This is a genomic window from Idiomarina fontislapidosi (genome assembly GCF_003226255.1).
Taxonomy (GTDB): Bacteria; Pseudomonadota; Gammaproteobacteria; order Enterobacterales; family Alteromonadaceae; genus Idiomarina; species Idiomarina fontislapidosi.
On sequence record NZ_QJST01000003.1, the window covers coordinates 152,528 to 171,459 of the forward strand.

The following is an 18,932-nucleotide window of genomic DNA, read 5'->3' on the forward strand; positions in this document are numbered from 1 at the left end:
CATCAACAAATGCTTAACACGGTATTTAGCTCCATGGCACGCGCCATCATCGCAGATGACCATCCTATATTTCGCGCCGCGATCAAACAGGCATTGGGTGAAACGCTCGAATCAGATGTATTAGAAGCATCAACTTTTGCTCAATTAGAAACACAACTCAAGCAGAACCCACAACTCGAACTGGTGTTTCTTGATCTATCGATGCCCGGTAATGAGGGGCTGACGAGCTTAACTTTATTACGCAGTCAGTTTCCTGATGTGCTCGTGGTGATTGTATCGGCGAATGAAAACGCACATATCATTCGTCAGGCGATGGCACTCGGTGCAAGTGCGTACATTCCTAAATCAGTTCCCTTACCGGAATGGGCGGCCGCAGTCGAAACGGTGTTAGCAGGTGATAATTGGTTGCCTGAAGGACTCGTCGATCTCACCGAAACTGATCACGAAGTCGTCAAGTTTGCCCGTAGTTTAGAGAGCTTAACGCCGCAACAACTTAAAGTATTAAAAGCCATCGCCGATGGACGGCTTAATAAGCAAATTGCCTTTGATCTCGGTGTGCAGGAGACTACGATTAAACAACATGTTTCAGCCATCCTAAGAAAGCTACATTGTGTAAACCGAACCCAAGCAGGTATTTTATTCCGCCAGATGTTATCCGCCTCGGATCCGCTTGAGTAAGCGCTTGAGTGCGCCAACCTTAAGTGGTTTAGGTATAAAGTACGCTTCTACAGCCATCGCAGCTTGACGCACTGACTCTGTGGGATCGGCAGAATTGATGATCGCAGGTGTGTCACATGACCACTTTTCGCGAAGTGTTTGTATGACATCGACACCCGTCAAGCCTCGATTTAAATGATAGTCGGCGAAAATTAAATCACAGGGCTTAAGCGACGAAACATCGCTTAGGCTCTCTGCCGTCGTAATTTGTGCTCCCCATCCCTTGAGTAGCTCGCTTGTAGCAAGTAATACTTGCGGATCGTTATCAATAATTAACACATGAAAATCGCTCAGTATCAGTTCGGCGGTATCAAATTCTTCTGCTATTTTAGTTTTAGATTCATTTGGTAGAGGAGGAAGCGCGTCAAACGAGATGCCAAAAGCTGTTCCTTTTCCAACCATCGAGCGCAGTGTTAAAGGCAACTCCATTAAGCGACATATACGCTCCACAATAGATAAGCCCAGACCTAGCCCTGGGTTGTCGCTGTCGCTTTGTAATTGGTGAAACTCTCGGAAAATCTCACGTTGCTTGTGCTCAGGGATACCCGGTCCAGTGTCGATGACCCAAACTGTAATTTGGTTATTGGTACGTTTACAGCCGACTGTAACGCGCCCCGAATGGGTGTAGCGTAGCGCATTAGATAATAAATTCTGAAACACCCGAGTTAACAACCGTCGATCACTGCGCACACGCACGCGACTATCGATGTAATGAAATCTGAGCTGCTTCTCATGCGCGGTATAGCGGTAGCGCTCTACTAACGGCTGTAAGACTGAGCCGATATCAAAGCTTTGGTATTCCGGTTTTAGGTGTCCGCTGTCGAGTTTAGTCATGTCGAGCAGCATGGTTAACAACTCTTCAGCTTGTTCAAGCGACTGCTTTAAATGTGCGGCAATCGGTCGTTGCGAATCAGTTGATTTAGCGACTAACATTTCGGTGAACAGACTCGCTGCATTAAAGGGTTGCATCAAGTCATGACTTACGGCAGCAAAAAAACGTGATTTACTCCGATGAGCATACTCCTCGGCTTGCTTTGCGAGCAACAATTGCTCTGTACGTTCGGCGACTCGCTGCTCCAGCTCTTCGTTCACTTGTCGGAGTTGGTTTTGTGCGGCGATTTTTTCGGTGATATCACTGTAGGTCGTGACAAAGCCACCACCTGGCATCGGGTTCCCATGTAGTTCAATGATGCGTGTGCCTTGCTGGCGCTGGTACGAATAAGCACTGCCTGAGCGAAGGTAATCTAAGCGCTTTTGTATTTCCTTCTCGATATCCGTTTCGTGCGAGCTTAACAGCCCCCGGTGGGCGTTAAATCGCAGCAGTTTTTCAACGGGAATACCTGTCTCTAACATACCTGTCGGATAATCGAATATGTCAGCGTAACGTTGGTTCCAAGCGACTAACCGAAGCTTTTGATCGACTACACTGATGCCTTGTGGAATATTCTCGACCGAAGCCTGTAGTAATTCTCGGTTGAAACGGTAGAGCTTTGATGCTTCAGCTGCCCAGTCAACCATACGGTCAACCGAGAGCGAGTGCTGTTCTGAAACAGATTCGAGAAGCAGTCGACTGGCAGAAGTGCCAATTACCGCAGATAGCTCGCGCTCTACACGAACCATAACGTCGGCGGGCACGGTAGCGTGATTATCTTGAGAGAATAAATCAATATCGAGTCGGCGCTGGACGATCCGCAACTGGGCATCGCTGTAAAAAGTCGACAGTACTGTGTATAAACGAGCCCAAGTCAGGCTGCTCGTCTCGATTGAATCTCTTAAGTTAGGAACGGAGACGTGCGGAATTTGGGGGCGCAACATAGACACCACCCAAAACACTGAAAAGTTTAGTATAAGGCTTAATACAACGCCATCGGCAAGGTCTGTATCAAGCATGGGCTGATGGGTATTTAATGCAGGTAGGAGCAGCTGCCAGAACCAGACTATCCAACCCATGAGAAGTCCAGCTATGACCCCAAGACCACTGGCCCGGGGCCATAGAATGGTGGCAAGGATACCCGGCGCTAATTGCGCTAAAAGGGCTAATGCGATGAGACCAGAATTAACTAATGGCAGCGACTCTAAGGTTAGCTGGTAATATCCATATGCTAACAGCATCACAACGATGATGGTTGCTCGGCGAATGTTGAGTACCAGCCGAGGAGAAAGCCGTCGGCTTGGGTGTTTAAACAGGTGCAACCAACTGGGAATAACAACATCGTTGGCCATCATGATGCTCAGTGCTAATAACGCAATAAGTACCATACTGGTTGATGCTGAGAGTCCGCCGATAAATGCAACTGTGCTGATATCGGGTCGTTCAGCAATGATCGGCAGAGACAACATAAACATGTCGGTATGCGCGTACTCAGGTGCGACAACCAGACCCGCTAATGCGATCGGTAGAATGAAAAAGTTGATCGCAAATAAATAGAGCGGAAAGGCCCAGCGCGCGACTTTGAGCTCATCGGGATGGTTACACTCGATGTAGCTTACATGAAACTGGCGTGGCAAACAGAACATTGATAATGCACCTAAGCACGCGTGCACAATAAAAATATAGATGCCGTCTGGGCGACCCTCTAGTATCGTTTTGATCGAAGCCTGAGCTAAGCTTTGTTCAACTAAGTCAACCACGCCATCAAACAAAGACCAGCATGCAAAGGCACCGATAATCATAAAGGCAATTAGTTTTACCATGGATTCAAAGGCAACGACATCCATCAGACCATTATGCTGTTCCGCTAAGGATAGGCGACGTGTACCAAATAGAAATGCAAAGCTGACCATCGCTAAAGTAACTAGTAGCGCTAGATCAAAGAATGTATTTGAGCCAGTCGCTACACCTGTCAGTGTTGTCACGCTCGCCGTCACGGCGCGTAGTTGCAATGATATGTAAGGTACTACGGCAACCAGTGCAGTAATGGCGATAAACCCAGATAAAATCGATGAGCGACCGAAATGGCTGCCGACCAAATCGGCAATTGAAGTGATATTTTGCTGCTTACAATAGCTAAGTAAACGCAACTGAACGCGATGAAATACCAGGAACACAACAATCGCACCGATATAGGTGGGGGCGAACGACCAGCCATAAATAGCGGACTGTGTGACGGTGCCAAAGAATGCCCATGAGGTGCAATGTACCCCCTGAGCTAACGCATAGCGATAAGGCTTTACGCGTTTACGGCTAAGATTATCACCACGATAAGCAATCAAAAATAGCAAGCAAAGGTAAGTCACCGCGATGGTGATAATCCAGCCGATGGATAGCATGGTTAGTGGTGCTCGTGCTCTTTAAAAACGGGCAACGACCATTGATAACGAATTGCACCAAGACGCACGACCAAAGTAACCAGCATGCTCGCAGCGAGCGCCGTGACAGGAAAGTAAGGAACAAGGACCGTGTATATGGTCGCGCCGATAATACAGGTTGTTGCATAGAGTTCACTTTTTAATACCATCGGGATATCACGCGCTAACACATCGCGCAACATACCGCCAAAACACGCTGAGACGGTGCCCATGATAACGGCAATGAACGGTGTAAAGCCGGCTGCTAGTGTTTTTTGTGCCCCCATTGTGGCAAAAAATGCTAAACCGACAGCATCCGCAATTAACAGAGTATTAATTGGGATATATGATTTGAACCGAAGCCAAATAATCGTGAGTAACGCAGCCGCAATGATGACATAAATGTATGTCGGGTCGTGCGTCCAGAATACGGGTAGATCTAAAATCAGGTCTCGCGTTGTACCGCCACCAATCGCTGTTGCAGAAGCGAGAATTATGACACCAAAGCCATCCATTTTTTTACGGAACGCAAGTAAGGTACCTGCTACCGCAAATACGGCGACACCCGCTAAATCAGTCAGGTAGAATATTAAGTCAATTGAGGACATTTTGATCGAGGCGCTATTGGACACAAAATAAAGCCAACAGTGCCACAGATTCGACTAGAAATGTAGCAGTTTTTAAGACAGCACAGTATTATGGTAAAAGTGACGCCGACAATGCTTAAGGACTAGCAAACTATGGATATAGCCGACATTAAGACACAGCACGCGCATGACTCTTTGGACAAGCAGCAATCTGTTGTTCCGATGTTAGTGATCGCGCTTCATCCAAACGTCAACCGTGTTGGCGAGGTAGCCCCACTGTTAGATTTGGACCGTGAGGGACGGGGCTACGTGAGTCGTAATCGACCTGAATTTTCTAAAAATGGTTATGCTGGGAAACCGCTCGCTGACCCACACATCAGTCGGTCGCCATTAATTATACAAAAGGATTCCGAAGAACTTTATCGAATTCGCGCACACAGCACGAGCACCCAAGTTACCATTCCGGGGCGCTCGGAGCAGCAGGAGTATTTGCTAACCGCGGACGATCTGCACGAAGGCATTATCCTTACCTTGAGTCAAAAAGTAGTATTGTTGTTTAAGTTTTTGCCGCTGCAACACATGCTGGTGCCTGATGACAATCTTATTTTAGGTATCAGCCCCGATATAGCTGCCGTTAGAGACAAAGCAAAGAATATTGCCAGACTCAATTTGCCAGTAATGATTAGAGGTGCCGCAGGGGTCGGAAAAGAACATGTCGCTCGCAGCATTCATGACTACAGCGATCAATCTAATGAGCCTTTTGTTTCGGTGAATGTGGCTGCTATTCATGATGCTGTGGCGGAGGAAGAACTGTTTGGCACGGTGCGCAATGGGCAACGTCGCAAAGGTTGGTTAGAACAAGCAGGGCAGGGCTCGATTTTATTAGAAGATCTGGAAGACGCCTCAGAAAAAGTACATGAGTTAATATTTAAAGCGTTTAAAGCACAAAAAGTATTGGCTATCAATGATTCGACGCCAGTGCCTGTTAAATGTCGGTTCATGCTTACAAGCACTTACGACAACTGTCCTGAGAATAAAAGTTCGTTACTGTGGCGCCTGAATAATTTATTGTCTGCTTATCAATTGTTCGTTCCGAGTTTGGTTGATAGACGAGAGGACATCGGTCTGCTATTTACTCACTTTGTCGAGGAACAGTGGTCTAGGGTCAATGTGAAGAAGCGTTTTAATGCCGAGATACCGACCGATTTGATGGTGCAGCTGTTGCTATTTAATTGGCCGGGCAATGTGCGACAGTTGCGTAATGTGGCGCGCCAAATTGTGATTGATAGCCGCGAACAAGAGCGTCTATATTTGGACCCTCAACTGCTGAGTATCCTTGCATCAAAGCAAGAACTACCTAACGCGAGTAACAGTAAAAAGGTGACTAAATCTCGCAAACCTAATAGCGTGAGCAAAGATGAGTTAATAGAGTCGTTACAAAACAATCGATTTGAGTTGCAAGCGACCGCTCGAGAACTCAATATTTCTCGTGCATCCGTATACCAGCTGATTCAACGGTTTGACGGCATTAATACTGCACAAGATCTGTCAGAAACGGCTATTCGCGAGCACTATGAACGATACAAAGGTGACACAGAAAAAATGATGTGGGCACTGAAAGTTTCGCAAGTTGGATTACGGCGACGTTTAAAAGCGATGGGGCTTGAGATTTAGCTAACGCACTAGGCATATTAAACACGTTGAAAATCCGATAAACTGTGCGTTTAGCACTTGCAATTAAGAAATCAGCCCTCATCTGATATGAGTGGCGTTCAATTATTATAAAGCAACATCAATTGAGGAAACATTATGAGTTTTTTTATTAGCCCTGCATACGCGCAAGATGGTGCAGCTGCTCAAGGTGGCGGCATGGAACTAATCATCATGCTGCTATTATTCGGTTTGGTATTTTATTTCTTGATCTACCGTCCACAAGCCAAACGCATGAAGCAGCATAAAGAGCTCATTAGTTCGCTCAGCAAGGGCGATGAAGTCCTTACGCAAGGCGGTATGGTCGGCAAAATTACCAAAGTGAGTGACGACAAAGATTTTATCGTCATCGCTTTAAGTGAAGAAATCGAAGTGACTGTACAAAAAGCGGCAGTTACCTCAGTTCTTCCTAAAGGTACAATGAAGTCTCTCTAATAGAAAATGTAAGGTAGGCACGACGTGTTAAATAAATACCCGTTGTGGAAAAACCTGCTCGTAATTTTCGTTATTTTGTTGGCAGCGCTGTATGCGCTGCCTAACATTTACGGCGAAGATCCCGCAGTACAAATTTCCGCAGATCGTCAAGCAACAGTAGATGCCTCAACGCTTGATCTAGTTCGTGAAACGCTGAAGTCAGAAGACATCTCACCCAAATCCGTTGCGCTTGAACAAGAGCAAGTATTGGTTCGACTCAGTTCAGATAAAGAGCAGTTGCAAGCGCGTGAAGCGCTTAATAAGCGCTTAGGTGAGCACTATATTGTAGCCCTTAACTTAGCTCCGGCAACGCCAGGATGGCTAAAGTCTATTGGTGCAGAGCCAATGAAATTGGGCCTAGATTTACGTGGTGGCGTTCATTTTTTGATGGAAATCGATATGAACGAAGCCATGCGCAAAATACTCGATGGTATGAAAGATACTATTCGCAGTTCTTTGCGCGAAGAGCGTATTCGCTATACCAATGTCAGCGTAGAAGATGATGCGATCAATGTTGAGCTTCGTTCAGACGAAGACTTCCAACAGGCCGAAGCGTACTTAGATGGACGTTATCAAGGCTACCAGATGTTTGCGGATGCAGAGACCAACACGGTTCGCATGCAAATGACTGAGCAAAAACTCGCGGAAACACGTGACTATGCCGTATCGCAAAACATCACCATTATGCGTAATCGTGTTAATGAACTCGGTGTGGCTGAACCGGTAATTCAACGCCAAGGTGCGAATCGTATCGTTGTCGAGTTGCCTGGCGTGCAAGACACGGCGCGCGCGAAAGAAATTTTGGGTGCGACAGCAACGCTTGAGTTTCGTTTAGTGGACACCGAAAACGACGTGCGTGACGCGATGAATGGTCGCGTGCCGTTTGGTAGTCAATTATTGCCTTCACGTGATGGCGGACCGCAGTTGCTCAAAGAAGATGTGATTTTGACGGGCGACCACATTGTGAATGCTGGCGTTGGGTACGATGAGTACAATCGACCACAGGTTAATATCGAGCTTGACGGTGTTGGAGGTGATAAAATGTCACTTGCGACCAAAGACAATGTCGGTAAACCAATGGCGACTGTATTTATGGAATACGAGTCAACGGGCGAGCGTGATGCTGAGGGCAATCTGCAATTTAACAAGAAAGCAGAAGTCGTCAGTGTGGCTACGATCCAATCGCGTTTGGGTAGTAGCTTCCGTATCACGGGCGTAGGACCGCAAGAAGCACAAAACTTATCGTTATTGCTACGAGCAGGTGCCTTGATCGCGCCGATTCAAATTGTTGAAGAACGCACCGTCGGACCGAGCCTTGGTCAACAGAACATTGATGCAGGGACCCAGGCAATTATCTGGGGTCTGGTGTTAGTACTGCTGTTTATGGTGTTGTACTACAGAAAGTTCGGTATTGTTGCGGATATCGCATTGGCGACCAACATCATTTTGATTATCGGTGTGATGTCGATGATTCCAGGCGCAACGCTGACTTTACCAGGTATGGCGGGTATCGTACTGACGGTGGGTATGGCCGTGGATGCGAACGTGTTGATATTTGAGCGAATTCGAGAGGAAATTCGTGCTAAGCGTAGCCCTCAGCAAGCGATTCATCACGGCTATGATAGTGCGCTATCGACCATCGCCGATGCGAACATCACCACGTTGATTGCAGCGATCATCCTGTTTGCCGTGGGTAATGGTCCGGTAAAAGGCTTCGCGATTACATTGGCAATCGGTATTATCACATCAATGTTTACCGCGATTGTCGGTACGCGAGCGATTGTTAACTCCGTCTGGGGTGGCAAGCGTCTTAGCAAGTTATCAATTTAGGGTGAATGATGAGACAGTTAATTAATACAAAAGAACGCATAGGATTCATGCGGTTTCGTGGAGTATTTGCACTCATCAGTGGCTTGCTCCTTCTTGCGTCAATCGTGTCACTATCGGTAAACAAACTGAATTTTGGTTTAGATTTTACTGGCGGAACCTTGATTGAAGTCGGCTTTCCTCAAGCAGCCGATCTCGATCAAGTACGTGGTACCCTAGAGGCGGGTGGATTTGCCGATGCCGTTGTCCAGAACTATGGTACTCAGCAAGACCTGCTGATTCGGCTTGAACCGCGCGAGGGTGTTAAAGCCGAAGAACTTGGTACGCAGATCTTAACGACTTTGCGCGACAATATTGATTCGTCCATTGAGATGCGTCGTATTGAGTTCGTTGGCCCTAACGTAGGCGACGAGTTCGTCGAGCAGGGTGGCCTAGCTATGCTGACCGCATTGATATGTATCCTGATTTATATCGCAATGCGATTCGAATGGCGACTAGCTGTCGGTGCTGTGGCGGCGTTGGCTCACGATGTCATTTTGACTTTAGGTCTTTTCTCAGTGCTCGGGCTCGAATTCGACCTGACTGTACTGGCTGCATTACTCGCGGTCATCGGTTACTCAATAAACGATACCGTGGTGGTTTCCGACCGCGTGCGAGAAACCTTCCGCAAGTACGCTAAATTGACACCTACGCAGGTTATTAACCGTGCATTAACGGATACCATGAGCCGAACCCTAATTACTTCATTAACCACTATTTTAGTGTTGTTAGCGTTGTTCTTTGTCGGTGGGCAATTGATCCATGGATTCGCGACTGCGTTATTATTTGGTGTGATTGTTGGTACGTACTCATCGATTTTCGTAGCCAGTAGCGTAGCACTTACACTCGGTGTGAGTCGTGAAGACCTGATGCCAACAGAAGTTGAGAAAGAAGGCGCGGACCAAGATCCGCTGCAATAGTCGATAGGAGAACATTATGCTCGCGGTACTTTCACCCGCCAAGAATTTAGATTATGAATCGGACTATCTTGCGGTAGAAGCAACGCAACCTCGGTTGCTAGATGAGGCTGAAACACTGGTTCAGCGTTGCCGCGAGCTCACTCCTCAGCAACTCGGCTCGTTAATGAAGATCAGCGATAAACTGGCGGGTCTAAATGCTGCGCGCTTTACCGAGTGGAGCCTGCCTTTTACTGAAGACAATGCGCGTCCTGCTATCTACGCGTTTAATGGCGATGTCTATGCAGGCTTGGATGCGGAGTCAATGACTCATGATGATGTCCGCTCAGCACAGCAGCAACTGCGAATTTTATCTGGTTTGTACGGTTTACTCCGTCCGCTTGACCTGATGCAGCCCTATCGGTTGGAGATGGGCACCAAGTTAGATAATGAGCGTGGTAAAAATCTGTATGAGTTTTGGGGTGATGAAATCACCGAGTTGCTCAACGCCGATCTGGCTCAGACAGACAGTGATGTATTGGTGAATTTAGCGTCGAATGAATACTTTTCATCCGTCAATAAAAAGGCGCTCAAAGCCCAGTTAGTCACGCCCGTATTTAAAGATGAGAAGAACGGTCAGTTCAAGGTCATCAGCTTTTATGCAAAGAAAGCGCGTGGACTGATGGCTCGCTTTATGGTGAACCAAAAGCCGAACAGCGTGTCTGATTTAAAAGCATTTGACTATGCAGGCTATCGCTTCTCAGCATCGGAATCGAGTGACAAAGAACTCGTGTTTAAACGCGCTGAAAGCGATCGACCTTAACCTATTGTAACAATGAGGACCGCAGGGCATGGCAGAACAAGATAACTATCCTGACAAAGAGAACAGTAGCAGTGCTGCACGATGGATCGTTGCCGTTATTGTTATCGTTATTATTATTGGCGGCGGCAGTTGGTGGCTTTTATCGGGTTCTAATGAGTCCGAACCAAAGCAGACTCAGTCGATGGATATGCCAAAACAGCCCGAAGAAGCACCTGCGGTTGAACCGAAAGAGCCGGAGCCAACGCCTGAACCTGAGCCAGAGCCTGAACCGGTCGTATCGCCAGAGACCAGTACAGAGGAGCCAGTAGAGCCCGAACCTGCTATTACGCTTCCTGAATTGAACGAAAGCACACCAACCGTGTTGCAAGAATTGGATAATAGCGGTCTTGAGATTCAACCGCTTAAAAGTTCTCAATTGATTAAAGATGCAGTGGTTATCATCGATAATTTGCGAAACGGCATGCTTGTCACTGATCGCACCGTTGTACAACGTCCAGATGGTCGTTTCTCGGTCATTGAGGTTGAGGGTGAGCTATACATTGATGAGCAAAGTTATCAACGCTACGATCCAATTGTCGATTGGTTTACGAGCCTTGATGCAAGTGCATTGGTAGATAACTATGAACTGTTTAAGCCACTGTTCCAAGAGGCTTACGGTGAAATCGGTTACCCAGACAGTGATTTTGAGAACGCCGTTATCGAAGCGATTAATGTGTTGTTAGAAACTCCCGTTCCTGAATCACTTGTACGAGTAGATGACGACAGTGTCATGTATACTTATCATGATTCGTCACTTGAAGCATTACCGCCGGCGCAAAAGCAACTTTTGCGCATGGGGCCAGAAAATATTAAGCGAATCAAAGCTAAATTAAGAGATGTAAAAGCAGCGTTTCGAGACAATTAATGACAGAAAATAAAGATGTAATACCAAGTAATTTAGAAGGCGATTTCCCATCACAAGGAAATCGCTTTTCGCGTTGGGTCGGACGTGTAGGCATGCGTCTGATGGGAGGCTGGAAAATCAACGGTTCAATGCCGGATACACGCCAGGCTATCATTCCAATTGCGCCGCACACCTCTAACTGGGATTTTCCTGTTGGGGTGTTTGTGATGCTCGCTATGGGGCTTAAGTTAAATTATTTGGGTAAAGCGAGTCTTTTTCGTTTTCCGATTAAAAGTTTGATGCTTAAGCTTGGTGGCATTCCTATCGATCGCTCCGCCGCCAATGGTGTTGTTGGCAAGATGGTCGAGGAGTTTAAAACCAAGCATGAATTAGTGCTGGTGATTACGCCTGAAGGCACGCGTAAAAAAGTCAAACAGTGGAAGTCAGGATTTTTACATATTGCTAAGCAAGCTAATGTGCCTGTCGTTCCTGTGGCAATGGACTTTGCTCGCAAGGCGATTGATATTGGACCGGCGATGATGATTAATGGCGAGATTGAGCGCGAGCTTGAACGCGTTAAGGGATTTTTTGCACACGCTCAAGGAAAGCGAGCATAATGATTGTTAAGCGCATAGCGACAACCATCATTTTAGCTTTCTTTATTGCCATGAGCTGGAGTTTATCAGCAGTCGAGTTCTGGCAAGATGATTTGTCGATGGCGAAGACCACGGAATCATCCCGATTAAAGATCGAGGCATTGAAGCCTTCCGATGCAGCTGAAATCTACACGTCCTATATGGATTCACAACCTTGGCTCTACGAACAGTTGGGTTGGAGTTGGCCAAGTAGCAAGACGTCAGAAGAACAAAATGGCTCAATGATCCAGCACTTGCTGAAACAAATGAAAGAAAAAACAGCCTTTAGTTTTGTCGTTATTGATAAACAGTCAAAGCAAATTGTGGGTATGGTCTACTTTGCTCCAGTCGCTTCTGACCGTGCTAGCGGTGCGGCATTGGATACGAGCAACTTCCAAGCAGAAATTACCTGGTGGCTTGGGCAGGATGCGGTTGCTAACAGCCTCCATAATGACTTATTTGCGTTAACGACTGATTGGTTGAGATCCAGTTGGCCGTGGTCACAAGTGCTATTCCCCGTGTCGGACTCGAATCATTCGGCACTTGCCGTGTTAGAGAATAGCGCGGCACGCAAGGTAGCGACGAATAGGGACACACAGGAAGTATTTTATTCCTACACGTTAGCCCGAAAATAACGGTAAAATGTGGTATTATTGACGCATTATTGAGATTACAAGGAATTCCTAGCATGCATATCATTGAAGGTGGCATCAACGCACCTGGCAAAAAATTTGCCATTGTCGTGTCTCGTTTTAATCATTTTGTCGTTGAGAGCCTTTTACAGGGTGCGGTCCAGACGCTAAAACAATATGGTCAAGTCGCAGACGACGACATCACCGTTGTACGCGTACCGGGTGCTTATGAAATCCCCGTCGCAGCAAAGCGTCTAGCCGAGTCTGGCAAGTATGACGCAATTATTGCAGTGGGCGCTGTTATCCGTGGTGGAACGCCTCATTTTGACTTTGTTGCTGGCGAGAGCAACAGCGGCTTAGGTCGTGTCTCAATGGAATTCGGTTTGCCGGTGGCGTTTGGTATCATTACTACGGATACTTTAGAGCAAGCGATTGAGCGCAGTGGCTCAAAAGCTGGAAACAAAGGCTCTGAAGCGGCATTGAGCGCGTTAGAGATGGTTAACGTCTTAGACAAGATTTAACAGGAACGTAATAAGAATGAAACCAGCAGCACGCAGAAAAGCGAGAAAGCTTGCAGTACAAGCGGTTTACTCATGGCAGTTATCGCAAAATACGTTCAACGAGATCGAAGCGCAATTTTTAACCGACAACGACACCAGCAAGGTGGACGTTGATTATTTTCTAGAATTGCTTCGTGGCGTTGGCGCTTTTTATAAAAGTTTAGATGAGGCGATCGCACCTTATTTGGATCGTCCGATTAGTGAACTCGATCCGGTGGAACTGGCCGTCTTACGTATCGCCGCTTATGAATTGCGCGAACGCTATGATGTCCCTTATAAAGTTGCTATCAACGAAGCCATTGAACTTGCGAAGTCGTTCGGCGCGGATGACAGCCACCGTTTCGTTAATGGTGTGCTCGACAAGGCCGTCGATGCACTCAGACCTGCTCGCCAATAATATAAGAGCGGTACGCCGCTCTTTTTTCTTATGAAACAGACTCCGAAACTCGACGAATTTAATCTCATTGAGCATTATTTCAAAGCCAAGTCGTATCGTGGTGATGTGATAGTTGGTGTAGGAGATGATGGCGCAGTGACAGAAGTGCCTGCCGATCATCAGTTAGTAACTGTTACTGATACCATGGTGGAGGGGGTTCATTTTGATAAAACAACCCCCCCGCGTGCCATAGGGCACAAACTCGTAGCGGTTAATCTAAGTGATCTAGCGGCAATGGGGGCGGCACCGAGTTGGGGCAGCCTAGCGCTGACTTTACCTACGATCGACGAAGATTGGCTGCACGACTTTAGTGGCGGTTTGAAGGAGATTTCAAACTACTATGAGTGCGATTTAATTGGCGGCGATACAACACGCGGTCCGTTGACGTTGACCTATACGGCTCAGGGCGTTGTGCCTAATGGCACGGCGATTAGGCGAGACCAAGCTAAAGCGGGTGACTGGCTGTATGTGAGTGGTTCACTGGGTGACGCTGGTTTAGCATTAAGACTTTTACAGGGTGAGCTCTCTGCCACACATGGTCATTTGCAATCTTTAGTCAATCGTTTGCATTACCCGACGCCTCGCGTCGCATTAGGTCAATTACTACGTGGTGTGGCTAATAGCTGTATTGATGTCTCAGATGGCTTACTCGCCGACTTAAATCATCTGCTGCCAAAGAAAGGTCAAATGGGCGTTCAACTCGAACTCGATAAATTGCCACTATCGTTGGCTTTGACAGAAACGCTCGACTTGGATGAGGCTTTTGCGCTCGCGTTAACCGCAGGTGATGACTACGAACTGCTATTTACCGTGCCAGAGCAAAACAGAGGTCGCTTAGAAACCATCACCTCTCACTTAAAAGATAAACCGGTATGCATCGGACGTATTGTTAAAGATGAACAGCGGCAAGTTAAGATGACCTATCAAGGCGAACATTGGCAAATGCCAGATATTAAGCTGGGCTATAACCATTTTGGAGCGCCTTAGTATGCGTCGTTTTCCTGGGCTCTCTTTGCGCAACCCTATCGATTTATTGGCACTGGGTTTGGGCTCTGGTCTAGCGCCTAAAGCGCCGGGTACATTCGGTACATTAGCGGCTGTGCCATTGGTTTACGCCATGTTGCTGCTTGATGTGACAAGTTATACGGTGGTGATGCTACTGTGCACACTGGTGGGTATTTATATCTGTCGCAGTGCGGCAGATAAAATGGGCGTACATGACCACCCAGCTATCGTGTGGGACGAGTTTGTCGGATTAATGTTTACGATGTGGGCGTTGCCCGCAAACTTTGGGCTACTAGTGCTCGGATTCTTGGTTTTTCGTGTGTTTGATATTCTCAAGCCGTGGCCCATTAGTTGGCTTGATAAACGCTTGCATGGCGGGACAGGGATTATGCTAGATGATGTACTTGCTGGTGTTGCGAGTCATATTGTTTTGCAACTCATACTCGCAACCTCGGTCGGCAGCGACTGGCTGGCAGCCGCCTAAATTAACCTGTTATGCTAGGTGATGCTGGATACGCGCTGTAATCGCGTCAGCAGTTAAACCAAGCTCTTCTTTAACTTCTGTCTGGCTACCATGCTTAATAAACTCATCGGGTAAGCCAATGTTGAGCGTTGACACACTGATTTGAGCTTCTGCAAGAGCTTCATTAACCGCACTACCTGCACCACCCGCAACAGCATTTTCTTCTAATGTTACTAGCAGTTTATGACGTTTAGCCGCTTCGATGATGGCGTGCGTATCAAGAGGCTTAACAAACCGCATATCGATCACACTGGCATCGATGCTTTCGGCAACAGCTAGTGCCTCCGGTAGTAGGGTACCAAAGTTCAAGATGGCAACCTCATTGCCTTCATGAACTGCACGTGATTTGCCGATCTCGAGCAGCGTATCTTGTTCTCTAAGCTTAACGCCTGTTCCACTGCCGCGTGGATAGCGAACCGCAGCAGGACCTAGGTGACAGTAACCCGTATACAGCATATCGCGACACTCTTGTTCATCGCTCGGGGTCATCACGACCATGTTTGGAATACACCGCAGATAGCTTAAATCAAATGCACCTTGGTGGGTTGGGCCGTCGGCACCGACAATACCCGCGCGATCGACCGCAAATAACACATCAAGGTTCTGAAGTGCGACATCGTGAATTACTTGGTCATAAGCACGTTGCAAGAATGTCGAGTAAATCGCTACAACGGGCTTAAGTCCAGCGATGGCAAGTCCCGCCGCATAAGTGACACTGTGTTGTTCAGCAATAGCGACGTCAAAATACTGATCTGGATAAAGTTTTGAAAACTTCACCATGCCCGAGCCCTCGCGCATAGCCGGTGTAATCGCCATGAGCTTCGCATCGGATTGGGCGTGGTCGCATAGCCAATCACCAAACACCTCGGAGTAGCTGGGAATGCCAGGCTTTTTGCTTGGTAATGTTGACTGCGCCGGGTCAAACTTAGGCACGCCATGGTAGCCAATTGGATCAGCCTCGGCTGGACGATACCCTTTACCTTTTTGAGTGACGACATGAAGCAGCTGAGGACCACGCAGGTGCTTCATATTTTTTAGTGTCTCGACTAAGGTATCAATATCGTGACCATCAATAGGTCCGATATAATTAAAACCGAGCTCTTCAAAAATCGTACCTGGTGCCATCATGCCTTTCATGTGCTCTTCGGCGCGGCTCGCCAAGTGATGAATAGGGGGCAATGGCTTCAGTAATTTTTTGCCTTGTTCGCGTATCTTGGTATAAAAACGACCCGATAAAAGGCGTGCAAAATGTTGGTTGAGGGCTCCAACGTTTTCTGAAATAGACATATCATTGTCGTTTAGCACAACCAACATATCCGGCTTAATGTCACCCGCATGGTTCATGGCTTCAAATACCATGCCTGCTGTCATTGCGCCATCCCCGATAACTGAAACGACTTTCTCGTTTGAGCCTGAGCGCTGTGCGGCGACAGCCATCCCCAGTGCTGCCGAGATAGATGTACTCGAATGCCCTACTGACAACACATCATATTCACTCTCTTCGCGCCAAGGGAAGGGATGCAATCCATCTTTTTGACGGATTGTATGGAGTTGATGTTTACGACCTGTCAGTATTTTATGAGGGTAGGCTTGGTGACCTACATCCCATACCAGTTTGTCTTTGGGGGTGTTGTAAACATAATGCAGTGCCACTGTAAGTTCAACGGTGCCAAGCCCCGATGCCAAGTGACCACTACTACGGCTAACCGAATCGAGTAAGTAAGCGCGTACTTCGTCGCATACTGCCTTCAATCGATGAGTCGGAAGCTTGCGCAGATCTGTTGGGTATTCAATACCGTCTAATAATTTGGTCATATGTCTCGTATAGCTCAATGATCTCGTTGCAGCAAGATCTCAGAAAATGTTTTTAGTTTTTGAGTATTGTACGGGATCTTGTTGAGTGACAGTAGTGCTTGTTGGTGCAATGACATCAGTTTTTTGTTAGCGCCGTCAAGTCCAAGTAACGCGACGTAGGTCGCTTTATGGTGGGCCTGGTCAGAGCCTTGCGGCTTGCCCATCACCTCAGTATTACCGACAACATCAAGAATATCGTCGTAAACTTGATATGCCAGGCCTATCCAACTGGCAAAGTCGCAGAAGTCATCTAGGTATTGCTGGCTGTCCTCACTGCCCGAGAGGGCTCCCAGTGCTGCAGCCGAGCGGATAAGTGCACCGGTTTTATGGCGGTGGATGGTCTCTAATGCCTGTTCATTAATCGATTGACCTGTCGCATTAAGGTCTAATGCTTGCCCTAAGCACATTCCCTTGGCGCCACTGGCCGTAGCAAGCTGATGGATCATCTGAATACGACGCTCAGCAGGCAAGCGTTCGCTTTTCATTTGGCTCAAGACTTCGAAAGCGAGTGTTTGTAACGCATCACCTGCTAGAATAGCCGTCGCTTCGCCAAACTTGATATGACAAGTAGGGTGCCCGCGGCGAAGTTCATCGTCATCCATTGCTGGGAGGTCATCGTGAATTAATGAATAAGCATGGATCAGCTCGACGGCACATGCAGCGTCAAGCGCGTCGTCAGAGTCAGCGCCACACAGCTCTGCGACCGTCATGGTTAGAAACGGGCGAATTCGTTTACCGCCGAGTAGCACACCGTAAGCCATCGCTTCTTTTAAATCGCTCGGAGCAAGATGGGTTGCGATCAACTGATCAAGTCGCTTATCGACGCTCGTTCTGACATCAGCTGTAAACTGCTTAATGTTCACTCCGACGCCTCACCCTGCTGTTCACTCAATTCTTGTTCGCCGTTTTTTTCTAGTAACGTTGAAACTTTTTGTTCGGCACTTTGTAGTTGAGTTTGACTTAAACGCGACAGTTTCACCGCCTGTTCAAACTTTTCTAGTGACGTTTCCAATGGAAGGTCGCCTTGTTCAAGCTCATTAACTAACTGTTCGAGTTGTTGTAGTGCTTGTTCAAAAGATAGGTTTTCTTCCTGTTTAGTCATAGTGTATCGCCTTTAGTCTCAACATAGCGTCATTATCATATAAAGAAACTCGAATGTCAGCCGATGATCAATGCGTGGTTTACTTAATTTTACAATATAGGTTGCTACGTTGAGTGGGATGTTTAAAATTGAGGTTCTAGCCAAATTTACCGCGTCAAGTGGAGGAAACTGAGTGGATATAGCAACGCTGGTAGGGATCATTGGAGCTATAGGCTTTGTCGTTGCCGCGATGGTACTTGGTGGTGACCCCGGTCTTTTTATCGACACTCAGTCAATATTGATTGTTGTGGGCGGTTCACTGTTTATTGTCATGGCAAACTTTCCGCTACAGCAATTCTTTGCCACAGGTAAGGTCGTGGTGAAAGCTTTTTTCTTTAAGATTGAGCATCCGCAAGAATTGATTGATAGCGCGGTCGAAATGGCTGATTCAGCACGTAAAGGCGGCTTTTTGGCACTTGAAGAAGCTGAGATTCCCAACCCATTTTTTCGTAAAGGGGTTGATATGCTGGTCGATGGGCACGATGCCGACGTGGTTAAGCAGACTTTGAGTAAAGATATCGGAATGAGCTTTGCACGTCACGAAGAGGGCGCTCGTTTTTTCAAAGTATTAGCTGACGTTGCTCCTGCCATGGGGATGATTGGTACGTTGATAGGTTTGGTGGCGATGCTGGCGAACATGGATGATCCAAAGGCAATCGGGCCTGCTATGTCCGTGGCTTTGTTGACAACCCTATATGGTGCGTTCCTTGCTAATGTGATTGCGATCCCAATTGCCAACAAGCTTGTTTTGCGTGCCGAACAAGAGAAGCTTAATCGCCAACTCATTCTTGACGCCATACTGGGTATTCAAGATGGACAGAACCCTCGTGTTATCGAAGGTTTACTTCGTAACTACCTCGCTGAATCTAAGCGTGTTAACGAAGGCAACGAGGAAGAATAGC

General features: G+C 47.2%; 19 protein-coding genes. 14 read left to right on the top strand and 5 right to left on the bottom strand.

From position 1 onward, the window contains the following. Nucleotides 1–33 precede the first annotated feature (33 nt). Nucleotides 34–678 (top strand): response regulator, encoded by a 645-nt coding sequence (locus DFP83_RS05365; protein ID WP_110574041.1) that lies wholly within the window; start codon nucleotides 34–36, stop codon nucleotides 676–678. On the opposite strand, the gene DFP83_RS05370 is transcribed toward DFP83_RS05365, so the two are convergent. Together DFP83_RS05370 and DFP83_RS05375 are read right to left on the bottom strand one after the other, a co-directional pair. Beyond that, nucleotides 652–3,987 (bottom strand): PAS domain-containing hybrid sensor histidine kinase/response regulator, encoded by a 3,336-nt coding sequence (locus DFP83_RS05370; protein ID WP_110573922.1) that lies wholly within the window; start codon nucleotides 3,985–3,987, stop codon nucleotides 652–654. The two genes, DFP83_RS05365 and DFP83_RS05370, sit on opposite strands and share 27 nt — an antisense overlap. Before the next feature lie 2 nt (nucleotides 3,988–3,989). Continuing rightward, complete coding sequence (locus DFP83_RS05375) at nucleotides 3,990–4,613, bottom strand: trimeric intracellular cation channel family protein (RefSeq protein ID WP_181416375.1); 624 nt, start codon at nucleotides 4,611–4,613, stop codon at nucleotides 3,990–3,992. A 132-nt stretch (nucleotides 4,614–4,745) separates the two neighbouring features. On the opposite strand from DFP83_RS05375, the gene DFP83_RS05380 reads away from it, so the two are divergent. The 12 genes from DFP83_RS05380 to DFP83_RS05435 all read left to right on the top strand — a co-directional run bounded on the left by DFP83_RS05380 (nucleotide 4,746) and on the right by DFP83_RS05435 (nucleotide 14,996). Beyond that, a complete protein-coding gene (locus tag DFP83_RS05380; protein WP_110573924.1) occupies nucleotides 4,746–6,266 on the top strand; it encodes a sigma-54-dependent transcriptional regulator in 1,521 nt (506 codons plus the stop codon). A 135-nt stretch (nucleotides 6,267–6,401) separates the two neighbouring features. Beyond that, entirely contained in the window at nucleotides 6,402–6,737 is a 336-nt protein-coding gene (gene yajC / locus DFP83_RS05385) for a preprotein translocase subunit YajC (protein WP_110573926.1), read from the top strand. Nucleotides 6,738–6,761: 24 nt separating this feature from the next. Continuing rightward, nucleotides 6,762–8,606 carry a protein translocase subunit SecD gene (gene secD, locus DFP83_RS05390; protein ID WP_110573928.1) on the top strand — a complete coding sequence of 615 codons (1,845 nt, stop codon included), beginning with the start codon at nucleotides 6,762–6,764 and terminating at the stop codon, nucleotides 8,604–8,606. A gap of 8 nt (nucleotides 8,607–8,614) precedes the next feature. Beyond that, complete coding sequence (gene secF / locus DFP83_RS05395) at nucleotides 8,615–9,562, top strand: protein translocase subunit SecF (protein WP_110573930.1); 948 nt, start codon at nucleotides 8,615–8,617, stop codon at nucleotides 9,560–9,562. A 16-nt stretch (nucleotides 9,563–9,578) separates the two neighbouring features. Further along, nucleotides 9,579–10,361 (top strand): peroxide stress protein YaaA, encoded by a 783-nt coding sequence (gene yaaA / locus DFP83_RS05400; RefSeq protein WP_110573932.1) that lies wholly within the window; start codon nucleotides 9,579–9,581, stop codon nucleotides 10,359–10,361. Between the two features lie 28 nt (nucleotides 10,362–10,389). Further along, nucleotides 10,390–11,265, top strand: a complete 876-nt coding sequence (locus tag DFP83_RS05405; protein ID WP_110573934.1) for a DUF3014 domain-containing protein — start codon at nucleotides 10,390–10,392, stop codon at nucleotides 11,263–11,265. Beyond that, nucleotides 11,265–11,861 carry a lysophospholipid acyltransferase family protein gene (locus DFP83_RS05410; RefSeq protein WP_110573935.1) on the top strand — a complete coding sequence of 199 codons (597 nt, stop codon included), beginning with the start codon at nucleotides 11,265–11,267 and terminating at the stop codon, nucleotides 11,859–11,861. Before DFP83_RS05405 ends, DFP83_RS05410 begins: the two co-directional genes overlap by 1 nt. Then, nucleotides 11,861–12,514, top strand: coding sequence for a GNAT family N-acetyltransferase (locus tag DFP83_RS05415; protein ID WP_110573937.1), 654 nt, complete (start codon nucleotides 11,861–11,863; stop codon nucleotides 12,512–12,514). The genes DFP83_RS05410 and DFP83_RS05415 overlap by 1 nt, the downstream gene beginning before the upstream one ends. A 53-nt stretch (nucleotides 12,515–12,567) precedes the next feature. Further along, nucleotides 12,568–13,032 carry a 6,7-dimethyl-8-ribityllumazine synthase gene (ribH, locus tag DFP83_RS05420; RefSeq protein WP_110573939.1) on the top strand — a complete coding sequence of 155 codons (465 nt, stop codon included), beginning with the start codon at nucleotides 12,568–12,570 and terminating at the stop codon, nucleotides 13,030–13,032. 16 nt (nucleotides 13,033–13,048) lie between these two features. Then, entirely contained in the window at nucleotides 13,049–13,468 is a 420-nt protein-coding gene (gene nusB / locus DFP83_RS05425; protein ID WP_006956365.1) for a transcription antitermination factor NusB, read from the top strand. Nucleotides 13,469–13,498: 30 nt separating this feature from the next. Beyond that, nucleotides 13,499–14,494, top strand: a complete 996-nt coding sequence (thiL, locus tag DFP83_RS05430) for a thiamine-phosphate kinase (protein ID WP_110573941.1) — start codon at nucleotides 13,499–13,501, stop codon at nucleotides 14,492–14,494. Between the two features lies 1 nt (nucleotide 14,495). After that, a complete protein-coding gene (locus tag DFP83_RS05435; protein ID WP_110573943.1) occupies nucleotides 14,496–14,996 on the top strand; it encodes a phosphatidylglycerophosphatase A family protein in 501 nt (166 codons plus the stop codon). Nucleotides 14,997–15,005: 9 nt separating this feature from the next. Here DFP83_RS05435 and dxs read toward each other — a convergent pair whose 3' ends face one another. The 3 genes from dxs to DFP83_RS05450 are packed head-to-tail and all read right to left on the bottom strand — an operon-like array spanning nucleotide 15,006 to nucleotide 17,991. Beyond that, nucleotides 15,006–16,850 carry a 1-deoxy-D-xylulose-5-phosphate synthase gene (gene dxs, locus DFP83_RS05440; RefSeq protein ID WP_110573945.1) on the bottom strand — a complete coding sequence of 615 codons (1,845 nt, stop codon included), beginning with the start codon at nucleotides 16,848–16,850 and terminating at the stop codon, nucleotides 15,006–15,008. Between the two features lie 14 nt (nucleotides 16,851–16,864). Then, nucleotides 16,865–17,752 carry a (2E,6E)-farnesyl diphosphate synthase gene (ispA, locus tag DFP83_RS05445; RefSeq protein ID WP_110573947.1) on the bottom strand — a complete coding sequence of 296 codons (888 nt, stop codon included), beginning with the start codon at nucleotides 17,750–17,752 and terminating at the stop codon, nucleotides 16,865–16,867. Beyond that, complete coding sequence (locus DFP83_RS05450) at nucleotides 17,749–17,991, bottom strand: exodeoxyribonuclease VII small subunit (RefSeq protein WP_110573949.1); 243 nt, start codon at nucleotides 17,989–17,991, stop codon at nucleotides 17,749–17,751. Before DFP83_RS05450 ends, ispA begins: the two co-directional genes overlap by 4 nt. Before the next feature lie 172 nt (nucleotides 17,992–18,163). Here DFP83_RS05450 and pomA point away from each other — a divergent pair, with 172 nt between their 5' ends. After that, a complete protein-coding gene (pomA, locus tag DFP83_RS05455) occupies nucleotides 18,164–18,931 on the top strand; it encodes a flagellar motor protein PomA (RefSeq protein WP_110573951.1) in 768 nt (255 codons plus the stop codon). Nucleotide 18,932 lies beyond the last annotated feature (1 nt).

Excerpts from the sequence above, each read along its gene's own strand:
- secF (WP_110573930.1), top strand. The coding sequence starts at position 8,615 with ATGAGACAGTTAATTAATACAAAAGAACGCATAGGATTCATGCGGTTT.
- DFP83_RS05450 (WP_110573949.1), bottom strand. The coding sequence starts at position 17,991 with ATGACTAAACAGGAAGAAAACCTATCTTTTGAACAAGCACTACAACAA.
- DFP83_RS05370 (WP_110573922.1), bottom strand. The coding sequence starts at position 3,987 with ATGCTATCCATCGGCTGGATTATCACCATCGCGGTGACTTACCTTTGC.
- DFP83_RS05410 (WP_110573935.1), top strand. The coding sequence starts at position 11,265 with ATGACAGAAAATAAAGATGTAATACCAAGTAATTTAGAAGGCGATTTC.
- ribH (WP_110573939.1), top strand. The coding sequence starts at position 12,568 with ATGCATATCATTGAAGGTGGCATCAACGCACCTGGCAAAAAATTTGCC.
- nusB (WP_006956365.1), top strand. The coding sequence starts at position 13,049 with ATGAAACCAGCAGCACGCAGAAAAGCGAGAAAGCTTGCAGTACAAGCG.
- DFP83_RS05375 (WP_181416375.1), bottom strand. The coding sequence starts at position 4,613 with ATGTCCTCAATTGACTTAATATTCTACCTGACTGATTTAGCGGGTGTC.
- DFP83_RS05380 (WP_110573924.1), top strand. The coding sequence starts at position 4,746 with ATGGATATAGCCGACATTAAGACACAGCACGCGCATGACTCTTTGGAC.
- DFP83_RS05415 (WP_110573937.1), top strand. The coding sequence starts at position 11,861 with ATGATTGTTAAGCGCATAGCGACAACCATCATTTTAGCTTTCTTTATT.
- dxs (WP_110573945.1), bottom strand. The coding sequence starts at position 16,850 with ATGACCAAATTATTAGACGGTATTGAATACCCAACAGATCTGCGCAAG.
- DFP83_RS05405 (WP_110573934.1), top strand. The coding sequence starts at position 10,390 with ATGGCAGAACAAGATAACTATCCTGACAAAGAGAACAGTAGCAGTGCT.
- thiL (WP_110573941.1), top strand. The coding sequence starts at position 13,499 with ATGAAACAGACTCCGAAACTCGACGAATTTAATCTCATTGAGCATTAT.
- DFP83_RS05435 (WP_110573943.1), top strand. The coding sequence starts at position 14,496 with ATGCGTCGTTTTCCTGGGCTCTCTTTGCGCAACCCTATCGATTTATTG.
- DFP83_RS05365 (WP_110574041.1), top strand. The coding sequence starts at position 34 with ATGGCACGCGCCATCATCGCAGATGACCATCCTATATTTCGCGCCGCG.
- yajC (WP_110573926.1), top strand. The coding sequence starts at position 6,402 with ATGAGTTTTTTTATTAGCCCTGCATACGCGCAAGATGGTGCAGCTGCT.
- yaaA (WP_110573932.1), top strand. The coding sequence starts at position 9,579 with ATGCTCGCGGTACTTTCACCCGCCAAGAATTTAGATTATGAATCGGAC.